26 protein-coding genes are annotated in these 23,864 nt (G+C 64.9%); 18 read left to right on the forward strand and 8 right to left on the reverse strand.

Annotation, left to right across the window (positions count from 1 at the left end; all coding sequences use genetic code 11):
* Positions 1-126: 126 nt before the first annotated feature.
* From BKG76_RS15270 to mca, 3 genes are read left to right on the forward strand one after another with little or no spacing between them, the layout of a single operon-like run.
* Positions 127-1,695, forward strand: coding sequence for a flavin-containing monooxygenase (locus BKG76_RS15270; RefSeq protein WP_207543785.1), 1,569 nt, complete (start codon positions 127-129; stop codon positions 1,693-1,695).
* Entirely contained in the window at positions 1,685-2,230 is a 546-nt protein-coding gene (locus BKG76_RS15275) for an SRPBCC family protein (protein WP_070938367.1), read from the forward strand. The genes BKG76_RS15270 and BKG76_RS15275 overlap by 11 nt, the downstream gene beginning before the upstream one ends.
* A 47-nt stretch (positions 2,231-2,277) precedes the next feature.
* Positions 2,278-3,150, forward strand: coding sequence for a mycothiol conjugate amidase Mca (gene mca / locus BKG76_RS15280; RefSeq protein ID WP_070938368.1), 873 nt, complete (start codon positions 2,278-2,280; stop codon positions 3,148-3,150).
* Between the two features lie 41 nt (positions 3,151-3,191).
* Here mca and BKG76_RS15285 read toward each other — a convergent pair whose 3' ends face one another.
* Positions 3,192-4,007: a hypothetical protein gene (locus BKG76_RS15285; protein ID WP_070938369.1), complete on the reverse strand. Its 816-nt coding sequence runs from the start codon at positions 4,005-4,007 to the stop codon at positions 3,192-3,194.
* A 34-nt stretch (positions 4,008-4,041) separates the two neighbouring features.
* Here BKG76_RS15285 and BKG76_RS15290 point away from each other — a divergent pair, with 34 nt between their 5' ends.
* From BKG76_RS15290 to BKG76_RS15315, 6 genes are read left to right on the forward strand one after another with little or no spacing between them, the layout of a single operon-like run.
* Complete coding sequence (locus BKG76_RS15290; RefSeq protein ID WP_070938370.1) at positions 4,042-4,989, forward strand: Ppx/GppA phosphatase family protein; 948 nt, start codon at positions 4,042-4,044, stop codon at positions 4,987-4,989.
* A 27-nt stretch (positions 4,990-5,016) separates the two neighbouring features.
* Positions 5,017-6,294: a hypothetical protein gene (locus tag BKG76_RS15295; protein ID WP_070938371.1), complete on the forward strand. Its 1,278-nt coding sequence runs from the start codon at positions 5,017-5,019 to the stop codon at positions 6,292-6,294.
* A gap of 16 nt (positions 6,295-6,310) precedes the next feature.
* A complete protein-coding gene (locus BKG76_RS15300) occupies positions 6,311-7,156 on the forward strand; it encodes a sugar phosphate isomerase/epimerase family protein (protein ID WP_070938372.1) in 846 nt (281 codons plus the stop codon).
* A gap of 5 nt (positions 7,157-7,161) precedes the next feature.
* On the forward strand, positions 7,162-7,968 hold the full coding sequence (locus BKG76_RS15305) for a thioesterase family protein (RefSeq protein WP_109420758.1): 807 nt from the start codon (positions 7,162-7,164) through the stop codon (positions 7,966-7,968).
* Between the two features lie 27 nt (positions 7,969-7,995).
* Positions 7,996-8,451 carry a nitroreductase/quinone reductase family protein gene (locus BKG76_RS15310; RefSeq protein WP_070938374.1) on the forward strand — a complete coding sequence of 152 codons (456 nt, stop codon included), beginning with the start codon at positions 7,996-7,998 and terminating at the stop codon, positions 8,449-8,451.
* Between the two features lie 9 nt (positions 8,452-8,460).
* The gene (locus BKG76_RS15315) at positions 8,461-8,904 is read left to right on the forward strand and encodes a nitroreductase/quinone reductase family protein (protein WP_070938375.1); all 444 of its coding nucleotides are present in this window, start codon (positions 8,461-8,463) and stop codon (positions 8,902-8,904) included.
* On the opposite strand, the gene BKG76_RS15320 is transcribed toward BKG76_RS15315, so the two are convergent.
* The gene (locus BKG76_RS15320; RefSeq protein ID WP_070938376.1) at positions 8,901-10,835 is read right to left on the reverse strand and encodes a hypothetical protein; all 1,935 of its coding nucleotides are present in this window, start codon (positions 10,833-10,835) and stop codon (positions 8,901-8,903) included. The genes BKG76_RS15315 and BKG76_RS15320 overlap by 4 nt on opposite strands.
* A gap of 83 nt (positions 10,836-10,918) precedes the next feature.
* Between BKG76_RS15320 and BKG76_RS15325 the strand changes: the two genes are divergently transcribed.
* From BKG76_RS15325 to BKG76_RS15335, 3 genes are all read left to right on the forward strand, one after another.
* Entirely contained in the window at positions 10,919-11,518 is a 600-nt protein-coding gene (locus BKG76_RS15325; protein WP_070938377.1) for a TetR/AcrR family transcriptional regulator, read from the forward strand.
* On the forward strand, positions 11,511-12,872 hold the full coding sequence (locus tag BKG76_RS15330; RefSeq protein ID WP_165611519.1) for a hydroxysqualene dehydroxylase: 1,362 nt from the start codon (positions 11,511-11,513) through the stop codon (positions 12,870-12,872). The genes BKG76_RS15325 and BKG76_RS15330 overlap by 8 nt, the downstream gene beginning before the upstream one ends.
* 68 nt (positions 12,873-12,940) lie before the next feature.
* A complete protein-coding gene (locus BKG76_RS15335) occupies positions 12,941-13,882 on the forward strand; it encodes a R2-like ligand-binding oxidase (protein WP_070938378.1) in 942 nt (313 codons plus the stop codon).
* On the opposite strand, the gene BKG76_RS15340 is transcribed toward BKG76_RS15335, so the two are convergent.
* On the reverse strand, positions 13,879-15,123 hold the full coding sequence (locus BKG76_RS15340; protein ID WP_070938379.1) for a serine hydrolase domain-containing protein: 1,245 nt from the start codon (positions 15,121-15,123) through the stop codon (positions 13,879-13,881). The genes BKG76_RS15335 and BKG76_RS15340 overlap by 4 nt on opposite strands.
* A 174-nt stretch (positions 15,124-15,297) precedes the next feature.
* Between BKG76_RS15340 and proC the strand changes: the two genes are divergently transcribed.
* The 6 genes from proC to BKG76_RS15365 all read left to right on the forward strand — a co-directional run bounded on the left by proC (position 15,298) and on the right by BKG76_RS15365 (position 20,136).
* The gene (gene proC / locus BKG76_RS15345; protein WP_191987101.1) at positions 15,298-16,185 is read left to right on the forward strand and encodes a pyrroline-5-carboxylate reductase; all 888 of its coding nucleotides are present in this window, start codon (positions 15,298-15,300) and stop codon (positions 16,183-16,185) included.
* Between the two features lie 142 nt (positions 16,186-16,327).
* Positions 16,328-16,588 (forward strand): helix-turn-helix domain-containing protein, encoded by a 261-nt coding sequence (locus BKG76_RS15350; RefSeq protein WP_070938381.1) that lies wholly within the window; start codon positions 16,328-16,330, stop codon positions 16,586-16,588.
* A 196-nt stretch (positions 16,589-16,784) separates the two neighbouring features.
* A complete protein-coding gene (locus BKG76_RS24485; RefSeq protein WP_003402602.1) occupies positions 16,785-16,886 on the forward strand; it encodes a 30S ribosomal protein bS22 in 102 nt (33 codons plus the stop codon).
* 63 nt (positions 16,887-16,949) lie between these two features.
* Positions 16,950-18,014, forward strand: a complete 1,065-nt coding sequence (locus tag BKG76_RS15355) for an SDR family oxidoreductase (protein WP_070938382.1) — start codon at positions 16,950-16,952, stop codon at positions 18,012-18,014.
* A 22-nt stretch (positions 18,015-18,036) separates the two neighbouring features.
* On the forward strand, positions 18,037-19,101 hold the full coding sequence (locus tag BKG76_RS15360; RefSeq protein ID WP_070938383.1) for a lysophospholipid acyltransferase family protein: 1,065 nt from the start codon (positions 18,037-18,039) through the stop codon (positions 19,099-19,101).
* Between the two features lie 105 nt (positions 19,102-19,206).
* A complete protein-coding gene (locus tag BKG76_RS15365) occupies positions 19,207-20,136 on the forward strand; it encodes an NAD(P)H-dependent flavin oxidoreductase (RefSeq protein WP_070938384.1) in 930 nt (309 codons plus the stop codon).
* Here BKG76_RS15365 and BKG76_RS15370 read toward each other — a convergent pair.
* The 5 genes from BKG76_RS15370 to BKG76_RS15390 form a co-directional block, all read right to left on the reverse strand.
* Positions 20,133-20,414, reverse strand: a complete 282-nt coding sequence (locus tag BKG76_RS15370; protein ID WP_070938385.1) for a hypothetical protein — start codon at positions 20,412-20,414, stop codon at positions 20,133-20,135. The genes BKG76_RS15365 and BKG76_RS15370 overlap by 4 nt on opposite strands.
* Positions 20,411-20,755, reverse strand: a complete 345-nt coding sequence (locus BKG76_RS15375) for a heme-binding protein (RefSeq protein ID WP_070938386.1) — start codon at positions 20,753-20,755, stop codon at positions 20,411-20,413. The genes BKG76_RS15370 and BKG76_RS15375 overlap by 4 nt, the downstream gene beginning before the upstream one ends.
* 10 nt (positions 20,756-20,765) lie before the next feature.
* Positions 20,766-22,184 (reverse strand): DUF1254 domain-containing protein, encoded by a 1,419-nt coding sequence (locus BKG76_RS15380; protein WP_407937662.1) that lies wholly within the window; start codon positions 22,182-22,184, stop codon positions 20,766-20,768.
* Positions 22,185-22,362: 178 nt separating this feature from the next.
* Complete coding sequence (locus tag BKG76_RS15385) at positions 22,363-22,830, reverse strand: FAS1-like dehydratase domain-containing protein (RefSeq protein ID WP_070938388.1); 468 nt, start codon at positions 22,828-22,830, stop codon at positions 22,363-22,365.
* A gap of 86 nt (positions 22,831-22,916) precedes the next feature.
* Positions 22,917-23,834, reverse strand: coding sequence for an HAD family hydrolase (locus BKG76_RS15390; RefSeq protein ID WP_070938389.1), 918 nt, complete (start codon positions 23,832-23,834; stop codon positions 22,917-22,919).
* Between the last annotated feature and the right edge of the window lie 30 nt (positions 23,835-23,864).

The following is a 23,864-nucleotide window of genomic DNA, read 5'->3' on the forward strand; positions in this document are numbered from 1 at the left end:
TGTCAGTCTATTAAATCTAGCGGACCCGCCCGGGGTCGGTGAGTGTGCGCGCGGAGCGTGTCACCGACCGGGCGGTCCATCGAGATATGCCCCGAGAAATGGAAGGGAACGTGCGTGAAACGAGCCATGGACATAGTCATGGGATTGCATGACGAACCCGATTACGAGGTGGCGATCATCGGCGCCGGGTTGGGTGGCATCTGCGCGGCCATCAAGCTGCTCGAGATCGGGATCGAAAACTTCGTGATCATCGACCGCGACGAGGACTTCGGTGGCACATGGCTACGCAACACCTATCCGGGGGTCGGCGCCGACATCCCGGTCGTCGCGTATCAATTCACCTTTGCCCCTAAGGGGGACTGGCAGCGATTCTTCGCGACCGGATCCGAGATACAGCAGTACGCACTGGATCTGGTTGCCGAGCACGGACTGCGCGCACATGCGAGATTCGGGACATGCGTCGAACGTGAGGTGTTCGACGAAGACAACCATCTCTGGCAGGTGCATACCGCCGATGGTGACGTCATCTCGTCGAGATTCCTGATCAGCGCAATCGGCGCCTACATCAATCCGCGCACGGCACCGGACATTCCAGGTCTGGACAGCTTCGCGGGGCCGATCCAGGTGCCGTCCCGGTGGCAACACGACATCGACATGCGCGGTAAGCGCGTCGGAATTGTCGGTGTCGGTAGTTCCACCGTGCAGATCGCTCCGGCCATCGCCGGTGAGGTGGAGCATCTGGACGTGTACCAGCGGACGCCGCAGTGGTACTTCCCGAAACCTGATTTCCGGCTACCGAAGCTGCTGCAGCGACTGTTGTCCGGACGTAGGTTCGCCAATGGCTTGAACGGGATCGCCTTGGCCGGAGTCGAACTCGGCCTGCGTGTGCTGATCTACACACCGAAACCATTGTTCCGGGTGGGCGGGGCGATATTCGACCGGGTGGCATTGTGGGCATACCGCGGCTGGCTGCGGTACAAGGTGGATAGTCCAGAGGTTCGGGAGCAGCTGCGCCCACGGTTCGGCGCGGGATGCACACGGGGCACGCTGGGCGCCGATTACCTGCCGACCTTCAACCGTTCGAATGTGACGCTGGTGTCGAACGGTATCGAGCGGATCACCCCGACAGGCATTGTGGACAAGGCGGGCGTCGAGCGCCGTGTCGACGTCCTGGTCCTGGCCACCGGGTACGAGATGTTTTCCGACGCCGAGACCTATCGGGTGGGAACGGTGTTGGGTGCCAAGGGATTCGACCTGGCCGAGTTCTATCGCGACAACGGGCTGCAGGCCTACCAGAGCACCTCGGTGCCGGGACTGCCCAACAGGTTCATGCTCGTCGGCCCGTACTCGTGGACCGGCACCAGCTTCCACTACATCCTGGAGAACTCGATGCGGCACATCGAGGCCGTCATCAAACTCGCCCGGGCCAGGAAGGCCACCTGGGTTGAGGTGACCCAGGAGGCGCTCGACGATTTCCAGGCCAGCATCTCCCGCAGCGGTGCCAACCTGAATCGGTACTTCACGGTGAACTGTGCCGGATCAAACAGCTATTTCATCAACTCGCAGGGCCATACGCCCTATGTGCGGCCGTGGACGGTCTTGCAGTCCTACCGGCGCAGCGTTCAATTCCCTTCGACCGCATACGAATTCAAGCGGATAAACAGCCCGGTGAAGGAGATCGAACATGCGGTTTGACGCGGTGCCGATTGCGGCCGACGGGGTCGAGGAATTCTTCGCGACGGCGCCGTTCGTGACCCGAGTCCGTCGCACCTTCGACGCGCCGCCCGAGGAGGTATGGCGGGTGGTGTCGGGCGACCGGATGTGGTCGTGGCTGCCCTCGGTCTGGGGCTGCCGGTACCCGCTGGACATCGCGCCGACGGACGGCACCGTGCGGGACTTTCAGATGTATATCCACTCCTGGATGGTCTTCGCCCAGCACGAGCAGATCATTCATTTCGACGCGCCCCGCGTCATGCGGTACACGGCGCTGGACGCCACGTTGCCGGTGTTCGGCTCCTGGTGTGAGGAGTACCGGGTTGTGCCGGAAGCCGACCCCGGCAAGGCAACCGTCGACTGGACGCTGTCCTGCGCGCCGCGGTACCTGACGAACATTCCTGGCTCGCGGTTCCTGATCCGCCCGGTTGCCGCCATCCTCCAGCCCGTCTTCTGGTTCGGTCTCGGCGGGCTGGCCCGTGAACTGCCGGTACGCGGGCCGCAGCGCACCAGCTGACCCCGGCCGGGAGGTGCACTGCCGGCGCGTTGTGGTCCACTGACACGATGCGGTTGATGGCGGTGCACGCCCACCCCGACGACGAGTCGAGCCGCGGTGCGGCGACCCTGGCCAAGTACGCGGCCGAGGGGCATGAGGTTCTCGTCGTGACGGCCACCGGCGGCGAGCGTGGTGACATTCTCAACCCGGCGATGAACCTGCCGGGAATCCACGAAAACCTGACGAATGTGCGCCGCGAGGAAATGGCACTTGCCGCGAAAACCCTTGGTGTCGGCCATCACTGGCTGGGCTTCACCGACTCCGGCCTGCACCTGGACCCGGGCCTGGTACCGGCCGATGGTTTCGCGCGCGTGCCGCTCGCCGAGTCATCGGCACGGCTCGTCGAGGTGATCAAGCAATTCCGGCCGCACGTCATGGTCACCTATAACGAATGCGGCGGTTATCCGCACCCCGATCACATCCGCTGCCATCAGATGGCCGTCGCGGCCTACGAGGACTGCGCGAGTGTGGCCAAGCTCTACTACTTTCACGAAGTCGTCCGAGTGACACCGCGGATGGTGAGGATCGCGGGTCGCGCCGAGCGAATCATCAGCCGCATCCCTCGGCGCACATCCAGCGCAGCAGCACCTCGGGATCTGCGGCTGGGGGAGGTGGCGGTACCCGGTTGGGTGCGGGCCTCGAGCGTGCTCACACGAAGAGTGCGGGGCCGTCGTGCGACAACCGAGGTCGCGTGCGGCGACTACTTCTCCGTGCGCGACAGGGCACTGCGGGCTCACGCGTCGCAGGTCGATCCCAACGGCCCGTTCTTCCTGGTGCCGTGGACCTGGCGCCAGCACCTCTGGCCCACGGAGAAGTTCGAGCTCGCGCGGAGTCGTGTCGTAACCACGGCATCCGAGACCGACCTCTTCGCCGGTCTCTAGCGGCGAGCATGCTCGCGCCGAGTGGGCAGCACGTCCGGGCGCTAGTGGGGCGCCGCGGCGACCGTCGCCGGATGTACCGCGATCAGTCCCAGCCCCTTGCGGCGCTTGCACATCGCGGCAAGCTCCGCGTAGGCCTTCTCGCCCAGCAGCTCCGTCAGTTCCGGGGCGTACGACTGCCACACCTGCTTCTTGCCGACGTGCGCCGCGGGATCTCCCGTGCAGTACCAATGCAGGTCGGCGCCGCCCTCGCCCCAGCCGCGCCGGTCGTACTCGGTAATCGTCGTCTTGAGAATCTGCGAACCGTCCGGACGATCCACCCAGGCCTGCGTCCGCCGGATCGGGAGCTGCCAGCACACCTCGGGCTTCATCGTCAGGGGCTCCACACCGAGCTTGAGCGCCTTGGAATGCAGGGCACAACCGATACCACCGGCGAAACCGGGACGGTTCAGGAATATGCACGCACCCTTGTACTTGCGTGTGCGCCACTGCTTTTCCCCGTCGAGCTCGTCCTTCTCCAGGTAGCCCTTGCGGCCCAGCCCCTTCTCCCGGAATTGCCAGTCGGCGTCGGTGAGCTGTTTCACCGAATCGTCCAGATTCGCCCGGTCATCGGCATCCGACAAAAAGGCGCCGTGTGAGCAGCAACCGTCGTCAGGGCGCCCAGCAACGGTTCCCTGGCAGGCCGGCGTGCCGAACACGCAGGTCCAATGCGACAGCAGCCAGGTCATGTCCGCCTTGATCAAATGTTCCGGATTCTCCGGGTCGTAGAACTCCACCCATTCGCGGGCGAAGTCGAGCTCCACCTCCTGGCCGTCGAGGGAGGCGTCACGTCCAAAGGGCTGTTTTGGCAGCGTCGTCACAGATGTAAACGGTAGACCCACTAACCTGTGCAGCGTGCGATTAGGCGTGCTGGATGTCGGCAGCAACACGGTGCACCTGTTGGTGGTTGATGCCCGACGGGGTGGTCACCCCACACCCATGAGTTCCACCAAGGCGGCGTTGCGTCTGGCAGAGGCCATCGACGAGTCGGGCAAGCTCACCCGCAAGGGGGCGGACAGCCTGGTGCACACCATCCAGGAGTTCTCCAAGATTGCCCGCAGCTCGGGCTGCGCGGAGATCATGGCGTTCGCCACCTCGGCGGTGCGCGATGCCACGAACTCCGATGAGGTGCTGGTCCGCGTCAAGAAGGAAACCGGCGTGGATCTCGCGGTGCTCTCGGGCGTCAACGAGTCGCGGCTGACCTTTCTGGCGGTGCGCCGATGGTACGGCTGGAGTGCGGGACGCATCATCAACCTCGACATCGGCGGTGGCTCCCTGGAGATGTCCTGCGGAGTCGACGAAGAACCCGACATCGCGTTGTCCCTGCCCTTCGGGGCCGGCCGATTGACGCGGGAGTGGTTGGCCGAAGATCCGCCGGGACGTCGCCGCGTCGCTATGCTGCGTGACTGGCTGGAATCGGAACTGGTCGACGCCGCCAAACAGGTGGCGGCGGCCGGGGTGCCCGATCTGGCCGTAGCGTCCTCGAAAACGTTCCGGTCGCTCGCGCGACTCACCGGTGCTGCACCTTCCGGCGCAGGACCACGTGTTAAGAGGACACTTACAGCAAGCGGACTGCGCCAGTTGATCGCGTTCATCTCGCGAATGACGACCGCGGACCGTGCGGAGTTGGAGGGAGTCAGTGTCGACAGGGCGCCTCAGATCGTCGCCGGAGCACTCGTTGCGGAGGCAAGCATGCGTGCTCTGTCGCTAGAGGCGGTCGACATCTGTCCGTGGGCACTGCGCGAAGGGCTAATTCTGCGGAAGCTGGATAGCGAAGCAGATGGCACCGCACTCGTTGACTGAACCCGTCCTCGGACGGTAGGAGAGGACATGACCGAGTCAGACGACACGCAGCGGCCGGTATCGGTTGCCGAGCTGCTGGCCCGCAATGGCGCCGCCGACGGCAAGATCAGCGGACACCGCCGCCGCATGCGCGGCAATGCTGACGCGATCCCGGTGGCCGAGCTGACCGGTGAGATCCCCGTCATCCGTGACAAGAAGGGCGGCCGGGCGCGCCCGAACCCGGCACCCACACCCGAAACCGCTGCCGCGCCCGAGGCGGCCAAGGCCCCGGAAGCGCCAGCTCCATCGGAGGCTCGTTCCTACCTGCGCTCCAACGAGGATGCGCTGTTCGGTGGCGACAGCATGGCCGACGAGGCGGCGCGTCGCGGCCCCAGCACGTCGTCGACACCGGGACAGCCTTCCTCGATGGCGTCTTCGCTTCGCAGCATCTTCCCGCCGACCCCCACACCCGTCGCCCGGCCCGGAGAACCACGGAAGTCGATCGACTTCAACGACGCCACCGGTGTCATCTCCCCGGTCACCGGCGCACCCAAGTCCGAGCCCGCGCCCGCGCCCAAGTCCGAGCCCGCGCCTAAGCCCGAGGCCGCCGCACCGGCACCGGCGGTCGTACCTGCCCCACGGGCCGTGCAGACACCTCCGGTGACTCCGCCTCCGCAGGTGTCTGTCCCCGCGTCCGTCGAACCGGAACCCGAGCCCGCGCCTGTGCCGGAGCGGGAGCCCGAGGCGGTCGCGCATCCGGAACCGGAAGTCCATCCGGAAGTCCATGAGGACGAGCACGACGACTACGCGCGGTACGAAGAAGACGACCCGTACGGACGTACCTCGGCCGTGGAGTGGACCTCACACGACGCCGAGCACGATGTCGAGGGCGCGGAGAACGATTACGACGAGAACGACTACCAACTGGAACATGAGCTTCAGGAGCTCGTCGGCCAGCACGGGGCCGACTCCGAGGTCAGTCAGCTTGCCGCGGCCGACACCGACAAGAAGTCCGAATCCGACACAGCCGCGGCCAAGGCCGACCGCCGGGAGAAGATCAAGACCTACCTGCAGGGCAGCTGGATCGCCGCGCAGTACCTGCTGGCCGCCGCTGCGGGTGCGGGCCTCTTCTTCGGATTCCGGGAACTGTGGAGCTGGAATCAGGGCATCGCGTTGGTCCTGGGTGTGTTGTTCATCGCAATTCTGGTCGCCTCACTGTGGGTGATTCGCAAAACGGTGGACCTGGCCAGCATTCTCATCGCGATTGTGGTGGGAGCGCTGATCGCCTTCGGCCCACTTGTACTCATGCTGCAAGCGGTTGATTAGGTAGCGTTACCGAACCGTGCGCCCTGCGATCAAGGTTGGTCTGTCCACGGCTTCGGTGTATCCACTCAAAACCGAAGCGGCCTTCGAGTATGCGGCCCGGCTCGGCTACGACGGTGTCGAGCTGATGGTGTGGGCCGAGGCGGTGAGCCAGGATGTCAGTGCCGTCGCGAAACTCTCCCGCAAGTACGACATGCCGGTGTTGTCGGTGCATGCCCCGTGCCTGCTTGTGTCGCAGCGCGTTTGGGGTGCCAATCCGATTCCGAAGCTGGAACGCAGTGTTCGTGCCGCCGAGAAATTGGGCGCGCAAACCGTTGTGGTGCACCCGCCGTTTCGGTGGCAGCGCCGGTATGCCGAGGGATTCGCCGAACAGGTTGCCGCGCTCGAGGATTCGAGCGATGTACACGTAGCGGTGGAGAACATGTTCCCACTGCGGGCCGACCGTCTCTTCGGTGCGGGACAGTCCTCGGTGGAACGCATGAAGCGCCGCGGCGGCAGACCCGGAATCGGGGTGTCCGCCTTTGCGCCGTCATTCGATCCCACCGACGCCGACCACGCGCATTACACCCTCGACCTGTCGCATACCGCGACCGCCGGTACCGACGCGTTGGACATGATGCGCCGCATGGGATCGGGGCTGACGCACCTGCATCTCACCGATGGCACCGGTGCATCGGTCGATGAACATCTGGTGCCCGGCAAGGGAACTCAGCCCGTCGCGCAGGTATGCCGGGAGTTGGCGGCCGGCGACTTCACCGGGCAGGTGGTGCTGGAGGTACACACCTCGACCGCGCGCACCGAAGACCAGCGCGAGGCCATTTTGAGGGAGTCGCTGGAGTTCGCCAGAACTCATCTGGTGCGATAGACGGCGTGGTTGATGCCCCCTTCGCGCACGCAATGTCTCTCACCCCGGCGGGTGAAGGACTGTTTGACGCGCACTTGAATGACACCTGGACCATCGGACCCAAGCTGCACGGCGGCGTCATGCTCGCGCTGCTCGCGGGTGCGGCGCGCGAGACGCTCGGCGAGAGTGAGCCCATCGCCGTCAGCGCGAGCTACCTGTTCGCCCCGTCTCCCGGCGACATGCAGGTGCGCACCTCCGTACGCAAACGCGGCAGGCAGATCTCCCTCGTCGATGCCGAGCTCATCCAGGGTGACCGCACCGCGGTACACGCCGTCGTCACCCTCGGCACGCCCGAACTGCATGTGGGCCCGCTGCTGACGGCACTGCCGCCCGCTCTCACCCAGCTGCCCGCCGAACCGCCGCCCGGAGTGGCCCCGATTGCCGAGGGTCATCCGATGGGGGACATCTTCCATCTGTTCGGCGGAATCGATGTGCGTCCTTCGCTGCGGTCGATGAGCGATCTGAGCGAGCGCGGCAAGCCCGAGATCGTGTTGTGGGCACGCCCGCGCGATATGGCCCCCGACGGGTTGTTCGCCCTGGTATGCGGCGATATCTCGGTGCCGGTGACCTTCCCGCTGGGGCGTTTCGGCTGGGCGCCCACCGTGCAGCTGACCACGTATCTACGTACGCTGCCTGCGGACGGCTGGTTGCGGGTGTTGTGCAGCACCAACCAGATCGGCCAACACTGGTTTGACTCCGAACACACGGTGATCGACTCCGAGGGCGCTCTGGTGGTGCAGTCTCGCCAGCTCGCCATGGTGCCGGTAAACTGATCGGGCTACCTGACGAGGGAGACGGGCATGGGCGACAAGCAGAAGACACCTGACTGGCTCGCCGAGGGCGGCGCCTGGGTACTGGAAAACGGGCACCGGGCGCTGTTGAAGCTGACGGGCGGTCGCTGGCCGCACAAGCTCGGTTTCATGCCCACACTGGAGTTGCACACCATCGGACGCAAGTCCGGTGAGCGCCGCTCGTCCTTGTTGAGTTCGCCCATCTTCACGCCCGAGCGCATCGTCGTGATCGCCTCGCTGGGCGGAGCCTCCCATAACCCCGCCTGGTATTTGAATCTCGTCGCGAATCCGAATGTCGAGATCACCGTGCGCGGCGAGACCAAGCCCTACATCGCGCGCACCGCTTCGGCCGAGGAGAAGGCCGAACTCTGGCCCGAGATCACGCGCGGCGTCGGCAACCCGTACGCGGGATACCAGCGCAGCACCACCCGAGACATTCCCGTCGTCATCTGTGAACCGGTTTAGGAGATATCTGTGAGCAAGCAACCCGATTGGGCCATCCGAATTGGCGCCTGGTTCCTGGAGAACGGGCACCGCGCGGTGCTCGCGCTCACCGGCGGTCGCTATCCCAAGAAGGTGCTGGGCATGCAGCCGGTGGAGCTCTACACCATCGGCAGCAAGACGGGCCAGCGTCGCGGCACACTGCTGACCGCGCCGATCTACGAGCCCAGCAGGGTGGTGCTGGTGGCCTCCTACGGTGGCGGCACGGACAACCCGGCCTGGTACAAGAACCTCGTCAAAAACCCCGCAGTCGAAATCGCCGTGGATGACGTGACGCGTCCCTTCACGGCACACACAGCCTCCGCCGAGGAGAAGGCCGCGCTGTGGCCGGCGATCGTCAAGGTCAACCCGGGTTACGCGGGCTACCAGAAGAACACGGACCGGGACATCCCGGTCATCGTCTGCGTGCCTGCCTAGCGCCGCCGTAGCCGGTTCCGCAGTCGGCCCGCCCAGGACACACGTTCTCCGGCGGGCGCTGCTGGCGCGGTGTCGGGGATGTCTGCCAGCGCGGCTCGTCGTGCGGCCAGTGCCACCGCATCGGCAGGGAGTTGCTGATGGTGGTGCATAGAGTCTGGGTACTCGAGGCAGTGTGAGGTCCCTGCTAAATGCTGGACCCTGCGGCGGATGGCCACGGGAAGGGCGGTATCTGCAATCACTCGTAGCGCGGCATCGATGCGGCGTAGCGAGCTGTCGTTGTAGTAGTAGTGAGCCCACAGCGGGGTGCCATCGGCGAAGGCGATGGCAGGGGTGGCCATACAACTTCGCCGATGCTCCGGGTTCTTGGGCAGGCGTTCAATGGAATCGGTGGCCACCGCCATCGGTGAGATGCCTTCCAGGCGTGCGCGTGCCAGGCAGTACGCCTGGGCGGCCTCATCGTTGCCGGTGGTGGCGACAATCTCCCATAGCTGGTCGATGGCGTCTTGATCTGTAGCGACCACACCCTGGATGAACTGCCGAATCGACGCGGACCATTTGCGGGTGTCGGCCAGCACCCCTTGGGCAACAGTGTCCCCCAAGGGGTCTGAGAACTCGATCAGGGCCGCCGCGAAAGTCACGATCGCCGGAGCGGCATGTGTGTAGGTGTCGGGCTTAACGAACAGACGCTTCTTCCAGGTCTTCCGTAGCGGGTCCAGATCCGAAGCGCGAAGCAGCTTCTCGGTGTGCAGCAGCTGCAGCGCCACTGCGAGCGCAGGCTCGCTGGCGAGAGGATCGGCCAGGATGGCGCGCACGCCCTCCGGATGTTTGCTGGCAAAACGTTCCCGAAACTCGATGGCGAAATTTCGGTCGGACCTGTCCTCGGGGTCGAATCCAGGCGAGGGTGGGAATCCGGCCTGCGCTAACACCATATCAACGTCGCTGATCCATTGATCAACGTCGATCTTGGGTTCAGTCGCATGTGACGCATCGGCGAATCTTGGTGTGGCGTAGGCCCACTGCCGATCTGGCAGATTGCTCTTATCCATGGCCACATGCGCCCGCAGCCACACCGGCAATCGCGGATCGAGAAATGTACTGCGGATGGCTTCCGGGTATTCGTCGTGCGTAATCTCCTTGCGCGCAGGCACAATCGCATAGGCGACGGCGCGGAGCCGTGCGCGCTGCCGAGCGGGATCTGCCATGGTGTTGACCCGGATCTCTTCGGCGAGCACGATCGCGGCGTCGATCGGATCCTCGCCACTGTCCGCCACCAGGTCGAGGTACGACATGACGTCCTCGCCGCCAAGCGCGAGGTCGCGAGCCGTCTGCACGGCAGTCGGATCGCCGACCTCGGCGAGCATTTTCGGTGTGACATCCGAAGCCGCCGGGTCGACGTCCGCGCGGGTGAGCAGGCCGCGGGTGCGCAGCACTGCCCGCGACATGGCGTGCAGTTCGGCCAGTTCCTTGACCTGAATCACGTTGTGCAGCAGCGACTCCTCGCCGTCGCGCAGCTCCTGTTTCATCCAGTGCTCGGTGAGCAATGTCAATCGAGTGCGCAGTGCGTCGAGCTGCGACGGTTCGGCCGCTGTGGGGTGAGCGTCGCTGGCGATGAAGAACGGTTCCTGATCACTGCTGCCTCCGCCCACGAGGTATCCGGCCCCGGCAACCCCCGATAGGACTGCGCGCACCGCCTCTAGATCGCCGCCGAAATAGACGGCCTGCGAGCCCGTCAGCTTGCCTGCCTTGTCGAAGGAGGACTGCTGATGGTGCCACCCGAGGTAGGCGCTGCCGTCGGGCTGACCCAGCTGGCGCAACTGTTGGTGGCCCTCGGAGTGCAGCTCGTCCTGCATGTAGATCTTGCGGCTTGGCCGGACGAATACCACGTTCGGGTTGGCCGAGAGCGCGGCGAAAATTACGGACCGATCCGACATCGGCTCAGCGTAGCGAGCCGATGTGGGGCGATTCCCAGAAAGCGTCATTGACGAGTTGGACACTTTTTCATATTGTGTCCAACATGAAGGTGGCGACGGCGGACAACCCGCGCGACGATATTCCCGAACCCATCGTGGCGGCAGTCGCCATGACGCTGGTGCGGTCGGGCATGCAACGGTTCAATCTGTCGGCCGCGGCCGAACAAGCCGGGGTATCCCGTAGCACCCTGTACAACTGGTTTGGCGGGAAGCAGGCCGCCATCGACACCGCATTCGGTTATCTCGCAGACGCATTCATCGAGTTCTTCGCCGCGGCGGTAGGTGCCGAGAGCACGCTTGTCGATCAGGTCTCGGCCGCGGCCGCGGGGATCTGCGAGCATCGCCGCTGGACGGATCGCCTCGCCCTGCACACCACCGATCTGCTGGAGCTCATCCTTGACGAGCGCGGCGAGGACCTGATGGCGCGCTCCGTCGCGTTCTGGACGCCCCGCATACGGCAAGCGCAGGAACGCAAGGAGATTCCGGGTCGCATCGTGCCGGAAGAGGCCGCCGAATGGATCATCCGAACCCTGATGAGCATCGAGGTGCTCCCGCCCATCGTGATCGACCTGTCGGATCCGGTGGCGGTGCGTCGCTACTTCGCCGACTACATCACGCACGGATTGGGCGCGGCCCGTGGCTGACGGTTCCCGGCACTGCGTGGTGATCGGGGCCGGAGTCGCAGGGCTCGCCTCGGCGGTGTGGATGGCCGAGGCGGGATACCGGGTGACGCTGTTGGAACGCCGGGCCACGTTGGGCGGCCGCACCCATTCGATCGAGATTCCCCAGGTCGATGACGTCGCGGACAATGGCGTGCACGTCATGTCCGGATCGATGGAGGAGCTGTTGCGCTACCTCGAAACCATTGGGGCGCGAGACCTCTTGGCCGCACAATCGGGAACCTATGCGCGCAGACTACTGCCCGGGGGAGAGGTGGACGACACCTCACTGTTCCGGACGTTCGCGTGGCTCCCCGCCGCGAGCATCGCCGACCGGCTCCGGGTGTGGCGGGCTTACGCGCGGATTGTCCGGGATTGCGTCCGGCCTCCCAGTGATCTGGACACCATCACCGCGCAACAGTGGCTTGACCGCATCGGGATGCCCAAGATAGCCCGCGACACCTGGATCGATTTTCTGATCATCGGTGCACACAATGAGAAGCCGAACCTCATCTCCGCCAGCGCATTCCGCAATCTACTGGTCACCATGGCCCGGCGCGGACGCGGCGCTGCGCGCAACGGATCGCTGCTGTACTCCACCGTGGACTTCACGACGCTGTTCGTCACCGGCGCCGAGAAGGTGCTCGCCAACCATGGCTGTGAGGTGCGTGGCCGTGCCGGCGTTCAGTCAATCACGGTGCATGACAACGCCGTTACCGGCGTGACGCTCACCGATGGCGAATTAATTGCCGCCGATGCGGTGATCTGCGCCGTCCCGCCCTGGGCGGTCGAGGGATTGCTCGACGCGGTACCCGGGCATGAGCAGTTGTACCGGGCGGCAGCCAATCTCGTCCCCGCTCCGCTGGTGAGTGTGTACCTGTATCTCGATAAATCGCTGGGATTGGAAACCATCCTCGACGCCCTGGTGGGCGGCGAAGGTGTTGTCGAGCAAGTCTTCGATCGGCAGAAGATGGTGGGGTACGACGGCAGCGAACGCGGACTGCATTCGTACGAGATCACGGTCAGCGCCGCGTATGCGTTGAACTCACTGAAGTCGAGTAGCGAGATCGTCGATACCTGTATGCGGTTCCTGCGCGATTACTATCCGGCAGCCCGGGATGCGGAATTGGTGCACGCCAAGGTCGTGCGGATGCCGCGCGCCACGTACAGCGAACGTCCGGGTACGGCCGGCACGCGCCCGCCGCAGCTCACCACGGTGCGCGGGTTGGCGCTCGCCGGTGACTGGACCGCGACCGACTTCCCGTCGACCATCGGTGGGGCCGCGCAGAGCGCCGAGCTGGCTACCCGAGTGATTCTCGATCAGATGCCAGTGGACTGAGCCCTTGATTGTGAGCCGCCTCACATTCAGGATGGGTACTAGGTCAATGTCGACACTAGGAGGCCCTCATGACGCGCACACAGTACGGATCGCTGCAGGCCGGAGGGCTCAACTGGGATTCCTTGCCGCTCAAGCTGTTCACGGGTGGTAATGCGAAATTTTGGGACCCGGCCGGTATCGATTTCTCCCGCGACCGAGCCGATTGGGAATCGCTCACCGATCGCGAACGTGACTACGCCACCCGGCTGTGCGCGCAGTTCATCGCGGGGGAGGAGTCGGTGACCCAGGATATCCAGCCATTCATGTCGGCCATGCGTGCCGAGGGGCGGCTCGGCGACGAAATGTACCTGACGCAGTTCGCTTTTGAGGAAGCCAAGCACACCCAGGTGTTCCGGCTATGGCTCGACGCGGTGGGAGTCAGCGCGGACCTGCACGGATACCTCGATGAGCTTCCCGCGTATCGCGAGATCTTCTTCGAGGAACTTCCCGACGCTCTCGGGCGGCTCGCCTCCGACCCGTCGCCGACGGCGCAGGTTCGCGCCTCGGTGACCTACAACCACGTCGTAGAAGGCATGCTCGCGCTCACGGGATACTATGCGTGGCACAAGATTTGCGTCGACCGCGGGATCCTCCCGGGTATGCAGGAGCTGGTTCGCCGGATCGGCGACGACGAGCGGCGGCACATGGCCTGGGGCACCTTCACCTGCCGTCGTCACGTCGCGGCCGACGATGCGAACTGGTCGGTGTTCGAGGCCCGCATGAACGAACTCATCCCGATCGCCCTGCGTCTCACCGAGGAAGGATTCGGGCTTTACGGCGAAGACACCCCGTTCGGGCTTTCCCTCGAGGAGTTCATGCAGTACTCCGCCGACAAAGGGATGCGCCGATTCGGAACCATCAGCAGCGCCCGCGGCCGCCCGCTCGGAGAGATCGACCTGGACTACTCGCCGCTCCAGCTGGAGGACACGTTCGCCGCCGAGGATCGGCAGGCGCTCGCCGCCACGGCCTAGCGAGCGCTTCGCACGGTCGCGGCCCATAGTCGGGGGAAGGCCACATTGTGCATCGGATTGGGCAATATCAGGTGGTTGTGTGCTAGCCCAACGGCGATGTGGCGCTTCGGGTCTGCCCATCCGGTGGAACCGCCCGCGCCCATGTGGCCGAAACCTCCCACGAGGCCCGGGGCCGGGAAACAGTGGTAGCCAAGGTCCCAAATGTCCCGCGTGACAGGAAGGCCGGGCCTGATCCCACGCCCACGGGCAAGCTCGGCGGTCTTCTCGGCCGACAACAGCTGCCGACCGTCGACGCTTCCTCGATTGCTCAGCGCGGCGTAGAGCTTGGCCAGCGCCGGTGCGGTGCAGATGGCATTGCCCGCACCCATCTGGGTGTCGAACAGCGGTGCGCTGGTGTGCCCGTTATCGGCGATGATGCGTTCGGCCCCGGGGACGTGGATCGCACCGGTGGCTCCGCGCGCGGCCGGGATGGCGTCGATGAGGCGTGCTCCGATGGACAGGCCACGAGACAAGAACGGCGTCTTCACCGCCTTGTCGAGTTGCACATAGATTCCGGCGGGAATGGTCGGCGAATCGGCCGGCGGGCGCCCCAGGTGGATGCCATCGACCCCCAGGGGTTCGGCGATCTCGGCGCGGTACAGCGCGCGCATATCGTGTCCGGTGATCGCCCGTCCGAGCCCGGCCAGCAGCCAGCCGTAGCTCATCGCGTGGTAGGCGGCCTTCCCGTAGAAGCGTCCGATGGGTGCGGCGGCGAGTCGTTCCTCCATGAGCTCGTGGTCGAGCAGTTCCTCGGGCGTGGAGGCCAGGGGGGCGAGTGCGGCCAGTCCCGACTTGTGCGCCAAGACCTCTCGGACTGTGATCGATTCCTTGCCGTTGGCGGCGAACTCCGGCCAGTACCGGGCCACCGGAGCGTCATAGGCCAGCAGCCCGCGGTCGGCCAGCCGGTGAATCACGGTGGCGGTCACGCCCTTGGATGCCGAATACACGAGGGGTGCGGTGTCGTGAGTCCAGGACATGCCCGGCCGCGCCTCACCGGCCCAGATATCGAGCACCTGTTCGCCGTCGACGTACGCGCAGAGCGCGCCGCCACCGACGCGGCCGACATACATCGACGCGAACTTCCGGACCACCCGATCGAATTCGGGATGGGCCCAGCCGTGCACCCCGTCGGCCAGATCGGTGCGGCCGGGAACAGGCGCGACAACAGGGGCCGTCTGCACGCGACGCTGCGGTTGTGACATATGTAACTTGTAGTCCGGATATCGATCTTCGCGCTACTACCGCAGGTCAGGTCTGCGAATAGTCACAAACCCGGGCGAATGTGGATATTGGCGCCCACATACTGCTCACGGCGCCCCGCACATGCCCGGAAAGCCGTTTCCTGACGTGGTAATTGGTCTGCCATGCTGGTCGACATGTCCAGAATCGCGATTATCGGTGGCGGCAATATCGGCGAAGCACTTATCTCCGGGCTGCTGAGGGCCGGACGGCAAGCCAAGGACATCGTCGTCTCGGAGAAGGTGCCGGCCCGGGCCAAGGCCCTCGCGGAGGCGTACTCCATCCGGATCAGCGAAGTGGCCGACGCCGTCGAGGGCGCCGATTTCATCGTGGTGGCGGTCAAACCGTCCGATGTGGAGAGCGCGACGACGGAGATCGCCGCTGCGCTGGCGAAACTGGATGCCGAGGGCAGTGAACGCGAGACCGACCAGGTACTGGTGTCGGTGGCCGCTGGAGTCTCTACGAGCTTCTTTGAATCCAAGCTGGCCGCCGGAGCGCCGGTGGTGCGCGTGATGCCCAACGCCCCGATGCTGGTCGGCGCCGGGGTCAGCGCCCTGGCTAAGGGACGATTCGCGAATGACGAGCAGCTCAGCGCCGTCGCCGAGCTGCTGGAGTCGGTGGGCTCGGTCATTACGGTGGCCGAATCGCAGATGGACACCGTCACCGCACTGTCCGGATCGGGCCCGGCGTACTTCTTTCTGCTCGTCGAGGCGCTGGTCGATGCGGGTGTCGCGTCGGGTCTGACTCGCCCCGTTGCCACCGATCTGGTCATCCAAACCATGGCCGGATCCGCCGCGATGCTCCTGGAACGAGCCGAATCGGACGGAAATCGTGCCCCCGGGCTCCAGACCCGTACCGAGGTCGATACGACCGCCGCCGAGCTACGCGCGACGATTACCTCGCCGGGTGGTACTACCGCCGCTGCGCTGCGCGAATTGGAACGCGGAGGTTTGCGGGCAAGCGTCTATGCGGCTGTGGATGCCGCAAAAACACGCTCCGAGCAGCTCGGAATCACATCAGAGTAATTTAACCAAATCTTGATCAATTAGCCCACACGGGTATCAGTAACCCCACTGGTCCCGCTATTCTCCTTCTAGCACGTGCGTGTCCGTACCGCCGATGGGGAAGATTGGCGGCACGACACGTGCCTAGGGAAATGGGTATGCGATGACGTCAATGAATGGGCCATCCGCACGCGACGGGGCCGGCGCCAAGCCGGGCCGGGACGCGGCGGCCGCTGGCCAGTCCGGGAAGGCTCAGTTCCTTACAGTCGCCGAGGTCGCCGCGCTGATGCGCGTCAGCAAGATGACTGTCTACCGGCTGGTGCACAACGGAGAGCTGCCCGCGGTGCGGGTCGGCCGGTCGTTCCGTGTGCATGCCAAGGCGGTCAACGATCTGCTGCAGGCCTCCTACTTCGACGCCGGATAGGCAGTCGCAAGCGGGAGGTGTCCCCCGGCGGGCTATCCGGTTCTGCCGGTTTCCTGACCTGAGGCCGCAGCAGGTAGAGTCATGCGGCACCCTGGCGTAAGCCTTTGTGGGGTTAGGGCGCCTTGTGTACGGCTGGCATACGCCGCTGTGCACGCGTCCACGGTAAAGACGATTTCAAAGTAGTTAGCAGGAGTTCATGGGTTCAGTTATCAAGAAGCGGCGTAAGCGTATGTCCAAGAAGAAGCACCGCAAGCTGCTTCGCCGCACCCGGGTTCAGCGCAGAAAACTCGGTAAGTAAACCTTGCGTTAGTGGGCATCCGCTCGGGATGCCCATTGGTGCTGTGATCGATAGGCTTCGTCCGTGAGCACCGGTGAGACCAATCTGCATTACCCACGGGTGGTGCTGGTCACCGGGGCCAGCCGATTCCTCGGGGGCTATCTGGCTGCGCGCCTGGTACAGAACCCGATGATCAACCGCGTCATCGCGGTGGATGCTGTCGCTCCAAGCAAGGACCTGCTGCGCAGGATGGGCCGGGCCGAGTTCGTACGGGCCGATATCCGCAACCCATTCATCGCGAAGGTCATTCGCAACGGCGAGGTCGACACGGTGGTACACACCGCGTCGGCCTCGTACTCGCCGCGTTCGGGTGGGCGCGCCGCGCTCAAGGAATTGAACGTGATGGGCGCGATGCAGCTGTTCGCGGCGTGCCAGAAGGCACCCACGGTGCAGCGTGTCGTGGTCAAATCCACCGCGCAGGTGTACGGGGCGAGTGCTCGCGACCCGGTGATGTTCACCGAAGAGATGAGCGCACGCCGCCCACCGGCCGACGGGTTCGCCCGGGACAGCATCGACATCGAGAGCTATGCGCGTGGCTTGGGTCGGCGGCGTCCCGATGTCGCGGTGACGATCCTGCGGTTGGCCAATCTAATCGGCCCCGGTATGGATACCGCGTTGGCTCGCTACCTGGCGGGCCCGGTGGTCCCCACCATGCTCGGGCGCGATGCTCGGTTGCAGCTGCTGCATGAACAGGATGCGCTGGGTGCGCTCGAACGCGCCACCATGGCCGGTAAGGCCGGCACGTTCAACATCGCGGCCGACGGCATGATGATGATGTCGCAGGCCGTCCGCCGCTCCGGGCAACTCGGTATTCCCGTGCCGTCGTTTGCGGTAGCCGCGATCGCGTCCTTCACCAAGGGCACCAGGTACACCGAACTGAGCTCCGAGCAGCGCGACTGGCTTGCATACGGGCGGGCCATGGACATCACCCGCATGAAATCCGAGCTCGGATACCAGCCCAAGTGGACGACTATCGGGGCCTTCGGAGATTACGTAAGGGGTCGCGGGATCACTCCAGTTATCGAGCCGGAGTGGGTACGCTCATTGGGAGATCGCGCGGTGGCATTCGCGCAGAAGATCAGTTCGTAGAAACAGGGTGGAGGTGAAAAGCATGGCCGGCGAGACAAAGGCGAAAGTCATTCAACTGCAGGCTAATTCGGAACGCCATGCTGCCCGCGCTCGCCGGGCCGAGGCGCGGGCCGATGCCGGTAGGCGGCACCCGTCAGCGTTGACCAACGACGCCCCGGCAACGGACACGGCCGCGGTGATCCATGACCTCAACGAGATTCGCGCGGCACAGGGCAACGCACACGTGGGCGATGAGGAGTCGCTGACCGCGCTCGCGGCCAACATCGCCGCCGTCGCTGAGTTCATTCGCCGCCGCGTCGGTGGCGACTACAGCGTCGACGATTTCGGCTTCGACGAGCACCTCAACGAATCCCTGCTGCTTCCTTTGCTGCGGCCACTGTTCAACCGGTGGTTCAGAGTGGACGTGACCGGGGTGGAGAACATCCCGGCCACCGGTGGAGCCCTTGTGGTGGCTAACCACGCAGGTGTGCTGCCGCTGGACGGGCTGATGCTGTCGGTGGCCGTGCACGACCGCTGCCCGGGCAACCGCACCCTGCGTAACCTCGCCGCCGATATGGTGTTCGACGCACCGTTCCTGGGGCAGCTGGCGCGAAAGGCCGGCCATACGCTGGCCTGCACGGCCGATGCGCACCGGCTACTGTCCGCGGGCGAACTGACCGCCGTGTTCCCCGAGGGATATAAGGGGCTGGGCAAGCCGTTCAAGGATCGCTACAAGCTGCAGCGGTTCGGCCGCGGAGGTTTCGTGGCCGCAGCCATCCGCACCGGGGCGCCGATCATCCCGTGCTCGATCGTCGGGTCCGAGGAGATTTACCCGATGATCGCCGACCTGAAGGTGATCGCGCGGCTGTTCGGTCTGCCGTACTTCCCGGTGACCCCGCTGTTCCCGGCGGCCGGTCCTGTCGGTCTGGTTCCGCTGCCGTCCAAGTGGCATATCGAGTTCGGCACGCCGATCCCCACCGACGGCTTCGACGAATCCGCCGCCGACGACCCGATGGTGACCTTCGATGTGACCGATCAGGTGCGCGAGACCATTCAGCAGACGCTGTACCGGCTGCTGGCGGGCCGGCGCAACATGTTCTTCGGCTAGATGAGCGGACCCGTGCGGTAGGTGGCGGCGGCGTCACCACCCGTGACCAATCGTGGGATACGAACTGATCCCGGACCACCGATCACGGCGGCGTAGGTTCGACGGGTGACTACGAACCGGGTAACCGAACTACTGGGCATTGAGCGGCCGATCGTGCAGGCACCCATGGGATGGATAGCGCGATCCCAACTCGCCAGCGCGGTCTGCAATGCCGGTGGTCTGGGCATCATCGAAACCAGTTCGGGTGAGCTCGATGCCATCAAGGCCGAGATTCGCGCCATGCGTGAACTCACCGATAAACCCTTTGGCGTCAACATCGCGCAGGCGTTCGTGCGCGACCCCTCCATCGCACAGTTCGTGGTCGATCAGGGCGTGACCTTTGTGACCACCAGCGCCGGGGATCCGAACAAGTACACCCGCATCCTGAAGGACAACGGACTCATCGTCTTTCACGTCGTTCCCACACTGGCCGCGGCGCTCAAAGCCGTCGATGCCGGAGTCGACGGGCTGGTCGTGGAAGGCATCGAGGGCGGCGGATTCAAGGACCCGAAGGGCGCGTCCACCATGGTGCTGCTGCCGCTGGTGCGATCGCACGTGGATATGCCGATTATCGCCGCCGGAGGGATCTGCGACGGTGCCTCGATGGCCGCCGCGTTCGCGCTCGGTGCCGAGGGCGTGCAGATGGGCACCCGGATGATGTCGGCCGCGGAATCACCCATCCACGGGAACTGGAAGGCTGCGGTGGTCGCGGCCCGCGAAACCGACACCGTGATGCTCAACCGGCTCACCAAGCCTGGCCTGCGCGCCCTACGCAGCGAGCGCACCGAAGAGCTGGAGCGGCGAGATCTGGTGTCGCTGTACGAAACCGGGAACCCGATGGATCTCTACTTCGGTGGTGACATGAACGCGTTCATCCCGATGGGTGGTCAAGTAGCCGGGCGCATCGGCGCCGTCGAGTCGGTCCAGGACATTCTCGACGCCACCATGGCCGAGTTCGCCGCGGTGATCGGAAAGCTTGCCGCGCAATACAGTTAGGGGTTGCAGCCGCTCGCGCTGACCCACCGGCCGTTGTACCCCACGCAGGCATGGACATTCGGTGCGGGTGGGGGAGGCGGGGGATCGTCCGGCAGCGGTGCATAGTCCTCGGGCGGGGGTGCGTAGCGCTGCACGGTATCGGCGATGTTGGCGCAGCCACTCACCGAGATCCGGCGGCCTCCTCCGACGCAGACGTCGGCATTGGCTGCCGGTTGGACCACCGGTAGCAGGCCGGCGAACGCTACCGCGACGGTCAGGACGGCCGTCGCGCGCCTCATGGCTGCCGCTCCTGTGGCAGCTGGCACCGCTGACGGAAGTCGACGATGGGCTGACGGATGCCACGTAGATCGTTTTCGGCGTCCGGGTTGGTGCTGAAGTAGGCCCGCACCGCGCTCTGTACCTCGCTGTGCGGCTTGCCCGCCTGGCTGGTGAAGAAGTCATTCACATCCGGATGGGTGAACAGGTAGCTCGACGTAGAGGCGGCGACGCCCGCCGAGACCCCGGCCAAGTCGGCCGCCGTGCAGTTCGGCGGACGATCCGGCTCGGCGTTCGCGGCCGCCGCGGTGAACAGCGCCGCAGCGCCCAGTGCGGTGAACAGGCTGGTGGCAATCAGTTTCATGGACAGCTCCTTACGGGACTCGTTGAACAGCGGGTGGTTTCCACGTGCCGTCAATGATCGACGGCGGGGTCTCCTTGGGCCAGTACAGACGAAGCATCAGTTTGAACTTCCCGGCCGGTGCCGGGAGCCAGTTCGCTTCCTTTCCTGGCCCTGGGTTCTCGTGCTGCAGGTACAGATCGACCGAACCATCGGGGTTCGGTGTGAAGGTGTTGCGCTGGCTCAGGGTGTAGCGGTCGAGCGGATTGTCGACGAAGAAATAATCCTCGTCGTACATGGTCAGCGACCAGAAACCCTCTGCCGGCGGGAACTGCCCCTTGTCGAAGTGCGCCACGTATTTCTTGGTGCCGTCATAGGGTGCGCCGGTGCTGTCCACCTCCGAGGTGGGATAGACGGCATCCTGGGGTCGGTTGGCGCCCAACCCAATTGCGGTGATTGTCGCGCGCTGCAAGTAGTCCGTGTCATAGAGACCCGTCTTCGTGGTGAACACCCACCCATTGATGTTTTCGCCGGTCTCATTGAAATGCGCCATGATCTTCTCGAAGCCCTCTTTGGGCACTGACTGCAGCGCGCTGACCACGTCCGGCCCGAGCTTGTCGATATCGAATGGCTTTCCGGCCTCAATGCCGATCTTGGCCATTTTCTCCACCATCGGCTTATCGGCCTCCGTGGGCGGATTGTCCTTGAGTAAGCCGGCCAGCAGATCGAAGTACGCCTTGCTGCTCAGGTTGTTGACCTGTTCGCGGACAGGTGTTTTCATGTCGATGCGTGGATCGACGTTGCCGGCCGGCGGGGTATATGGCTTGCCGTATGAGCTGAGTGGTACCAGCGAGGTTTCGTCTTGCAGCTTGTGGACGGCGGCGTAGTCCTCCGGAGTGCCGGTGCAATAAATGCGGCCCAGCAGCCAGACAAGGGATGTCGGGGACTTGTACTCCTTGACTCCTTGGGGCAGTGTGCCTTTCCAGCCGGGGCCGGTGATGGCATAGGTCTGCGGGCCAGTGCCCGTCGTGCGCTTTCCGGGTACCTCGAAGACGTTGGTAAACCCGTCCAGCATGGGGAACAGGTAGTACCGCCCGCTTGCCTCCGGCAGGTTCAGAACCCACGGTTCCTTGCCGACGTCGACGAATGCATTGGTGTACAGGGTGTCGGCATTGGGGGCGGTCACATCACGGAAGGCCGCAGTGGGATATTCGCGCATCCGTAGGAGCTGTCCCATTGGTGCGCGGGGAGATTCGGGCTTGTCCACGTTGGTCATCACGCGCCGGGTCATCTCCACGGTGACGAGGGGGTAGCCGTAGATATAGGCGTCAAGCGCAATCGCTTTGGCCTGATCGGGCGAAAGTGCTTCTGACTGATCGTGTTTTGAGCACCCGGCGGTGCCCATCAGCAGCATCGCCGCACCCGAGAGAGCGAGCCATCGGAGTGATCTCATCCGCCTGCGAGCCATGAACATCTCCCTTTGTCCACGTGCTCACGAGAGCGCGTCGGTAGCCCAAGTGTCACGCGTTGGTGACAGTGTGGGGCATCTGGGGCGTTCGTGTTGTCCCTTTGTGGGCAACAGATTTCAGGCGGAACTGGCTTATGATCGTCGCCAGACTGTTCGGATCGGGCTAGCTCTTGCGGTGGGAGGCGATGTTCGCGGCCATGGCAGCCGCGTCGGTTTCGTGTCCCTCGGCTTCGCCGATCATGGTCACGATGCTCGTCGCGACGGGAGAACCGTTCTCATCGGTCACCTCGGCACGTACCTCGGCGGTCACCATGCCGTGTGACTCCAGCACGCTGTCCAGGTAGCTGTCGAAGTACAGCCGGTCGCCGGCCTTGATCGGCCGGTGGAACTTGAGCTTCTGGTCGCGGTGCAGCACCCGCGCCACATTGATGGGCAGATCCATCTCGGTGAAGATCTTGTGTTGCACGCGCCGGCCCGCGACGGCCAGGAAGGTAATGGGCGCGACGACGCCGGAGTTCTCCTCGCACTCGTCCTTGATGGCTGCCGCGAATTCACGCATCTTCTCGCGGCCGACCTCGAAGTAATCGGGGTAGCGGTAGTGAGTTCCGACGATGTCTTGGCGGATGGCCATGCGTTAACCCATTTCGCTGCAGGTCAGTGACGAATCTAGGACAGTTCGAGCGGCGCTGAGCCTATCAGCAGCGGTAATGCCGAACGTCACTTCTCTCGGCGGGCCAACGCGGCCGCCAATGCTCCGCCCGCGGCACCGAGCAGCACCGCCGACGGCACGCCGATGCGGGCGGCCTTGCGGGCCGTACGGAAGTCACGGACCTCCCACCCCCGGCGCCGTGCCACATCCCGCAGCTCCGCGTCGGGGTTGATGGCCACCGCGGTGCCCACCAGGGACAGCATCGGCACGTCGTTGACACTGTCGCTATATGCGGTGCAGCGCTTGAGATTTAAGCCGTTGCGGATGGCCAAGTTGCGTACGGCCCGCGCCTTGCCCGGCCCGTGCAGGATGTCGCCGACGAGGCGTCCGGTGAAGACCCCGTCCACCGATTCGGCGACGGTACCCAGCGCTCCGGTCAGACCCAGCCGCCGCGCGATGGTCTCCGCCAGTTCCTTGGGTGTGGCGGTGACAAGCCACACCTGTTGACCGGCATCCAGGTGCATCTGGGTCAGTGCCCGGGTGCCGGGCCAGATCTTGTCCGCGATCGTCTCGTCGTAGATCTCCTCGCTGAGCGTGACGAGCTCGCTGACGCTGCGCCCCTCGATGAACGAGAGCGCCTTCTGGCGGCCGGCCGCGACGTCGTCGGAGTTCTCTCGACCGGTCAACCGGAATTTCGCCTGCGCCCAGACGAACTGAAGCATGTCCGAGTACTGGAAGTAATCGCGCTGCGCCAGGCCGCGGCCGAAGTGAACCAGCGAGGAGCCATGCACCAGCGTGTTGTCGACGTCGAAAAACGCGGCAGCGGTCAGATCGGCGGGGGGAGGGCCCGGCGGCAGTTCGGCCGTCGCGTCGGCCTCTGCGAAGGATGCCGCCCGCGCGACATCTTCGGCGAACGCCTCGGCCAGCACTTGCTCCTCGGCAGAACCCTCGGCAGGGGGTTCGCCGTTGATTTGTGGGCTGGTCATGACTGGTTACCCGCCCTTCCTGTGCGCCGC

It is taken from the genome of Mycobacteroides franklinii, assembly GCF_001853795.1.
Lineage (GTDB): Bacteria > Actinomycetota > Actinomycetes > Mycobacteriales > Mycobacteriaceae > Mycobacterium > Mycobacterium franklinii.

Coding starts and splice junctions, on each gene's coding strand:
- BKG76_RS15350 (WP_070938381.1), top strand. CDS start 16,328: ATGACGTCAATGAATGGGCCATCCGCACGCGACGGGGCCGGCGCCAAG.
- BKG76_RS15380 (WP_407937662.1), bottom strand. CDS start 22,184: ATGAGATCACTCCGATGGCTCGCTCTCTCGGGTGCGGCGATGCTGCTG.
- BKG76_RS15310 (WP_070938374.1), top strand. CDS start 7,996: ATGGGCGACAAGCAGAAGACACCTGACTGGCTCGCCGAGGGCGGCGCC.
- BKG76_RS24485 (WP_003402602.1), top strand. CDS start 16,785: ATGGGTTCAGTTATCAAGAAGCGGCGTAAGCGTATGTCCAAGAAGAAG.
- proC (WP_191987101.1), top strand. CDS start 15,298: ATGTCCAGAATCGCGATTATCGGTGGCGGCAATATCGGCGAAGCACTT.
- BKG76_RS15275 (WP_070938367.1), top strand. CDS start 1,685: ATGCGGTTTGACGCGGTGCCGATTGCGGCCGACGGGGTCGAGGAATTC.
- mca (WP_070938368.1), top strand. CDS start 2,278: ATGCGGTTGATGGCGGTGCACGCCCACCCCGACGACGAGTCGAGCCGC.
- BKG76_RS15270 (WP_207543785.1), top strand. CDS start 127: ATGGACATAGTCATGGGATTGCATGACGAACCCGATTACGAGGTGGCG.
- BKG76_RS15335 (WP_070938378.1), top strand. CDS start 12,941: ATGACGCGCACACAGTACGGATCGCTGCAGGCCGGAGGGCTCAACTGG.
- BKG76_RS15385 (WP_070938388.1), bottom strand. CDS start 22,830: ATGGCCATCCGCCAAGACATCGTCGGAACTCACTACCGCTACCCCGAT.
- BKG76_RS15325 (WP_070938377.1), top strand. CDS start 10,919: ATGAAGGTGGCGACGGCGGACAACCCGCGCGACGATATTCCCGAACCC.
- BKG76_RS15375 (WP_070938386.1), bottom strand. CDS start 20,755: ATGAAACTGATTGCCACCAGCCTGTTCACCGCACTGGGCGCTGCGGCG.
- BKG76_RS15320 (WP_070938376.1), bottom strand. CDS start 10,835: ATGTCGGATCGGTCCGTAATTTTCGCCGCGCTCTCGGCCAACCCGAAC.
- BKG76_RS15360 (WP_070938383.1), top strand. CDS start 18,037: ATGGCCGGCGAGACAAAGGCGAAAGTCATTCAACTGCAGGCTAATTCG.
- BKG76_RS15295 (WP_070938371.1), top strand. CDS start 5,017: ATGACCGAGTCAGACGACACGCAGCGGCCGGTATCGGTTGCCGAGCTG.
- BKG76_RS15390 (WP_070938389.1), bottom strand. CDS start 23,834: ATGACCAGCCCACAAATCAACGGCGAACCCCCTGCCGAGGGTTCTGCC.
- BKG76_RS15370 (WP_070938385.1), bottom strand. CDS start 20,414: ATGAGGCGCGCGACGGCCGTCCTGACCGTCGCGGTAGCGTTCGCCGGC.
- BKG76_RS15340 (WP_070938379.1), bottom strand. CDS start 15,123: ATGTCACAACCGCAGCGTCGCGTGCAGACGGCCCCTGTTGTCGCGCCT.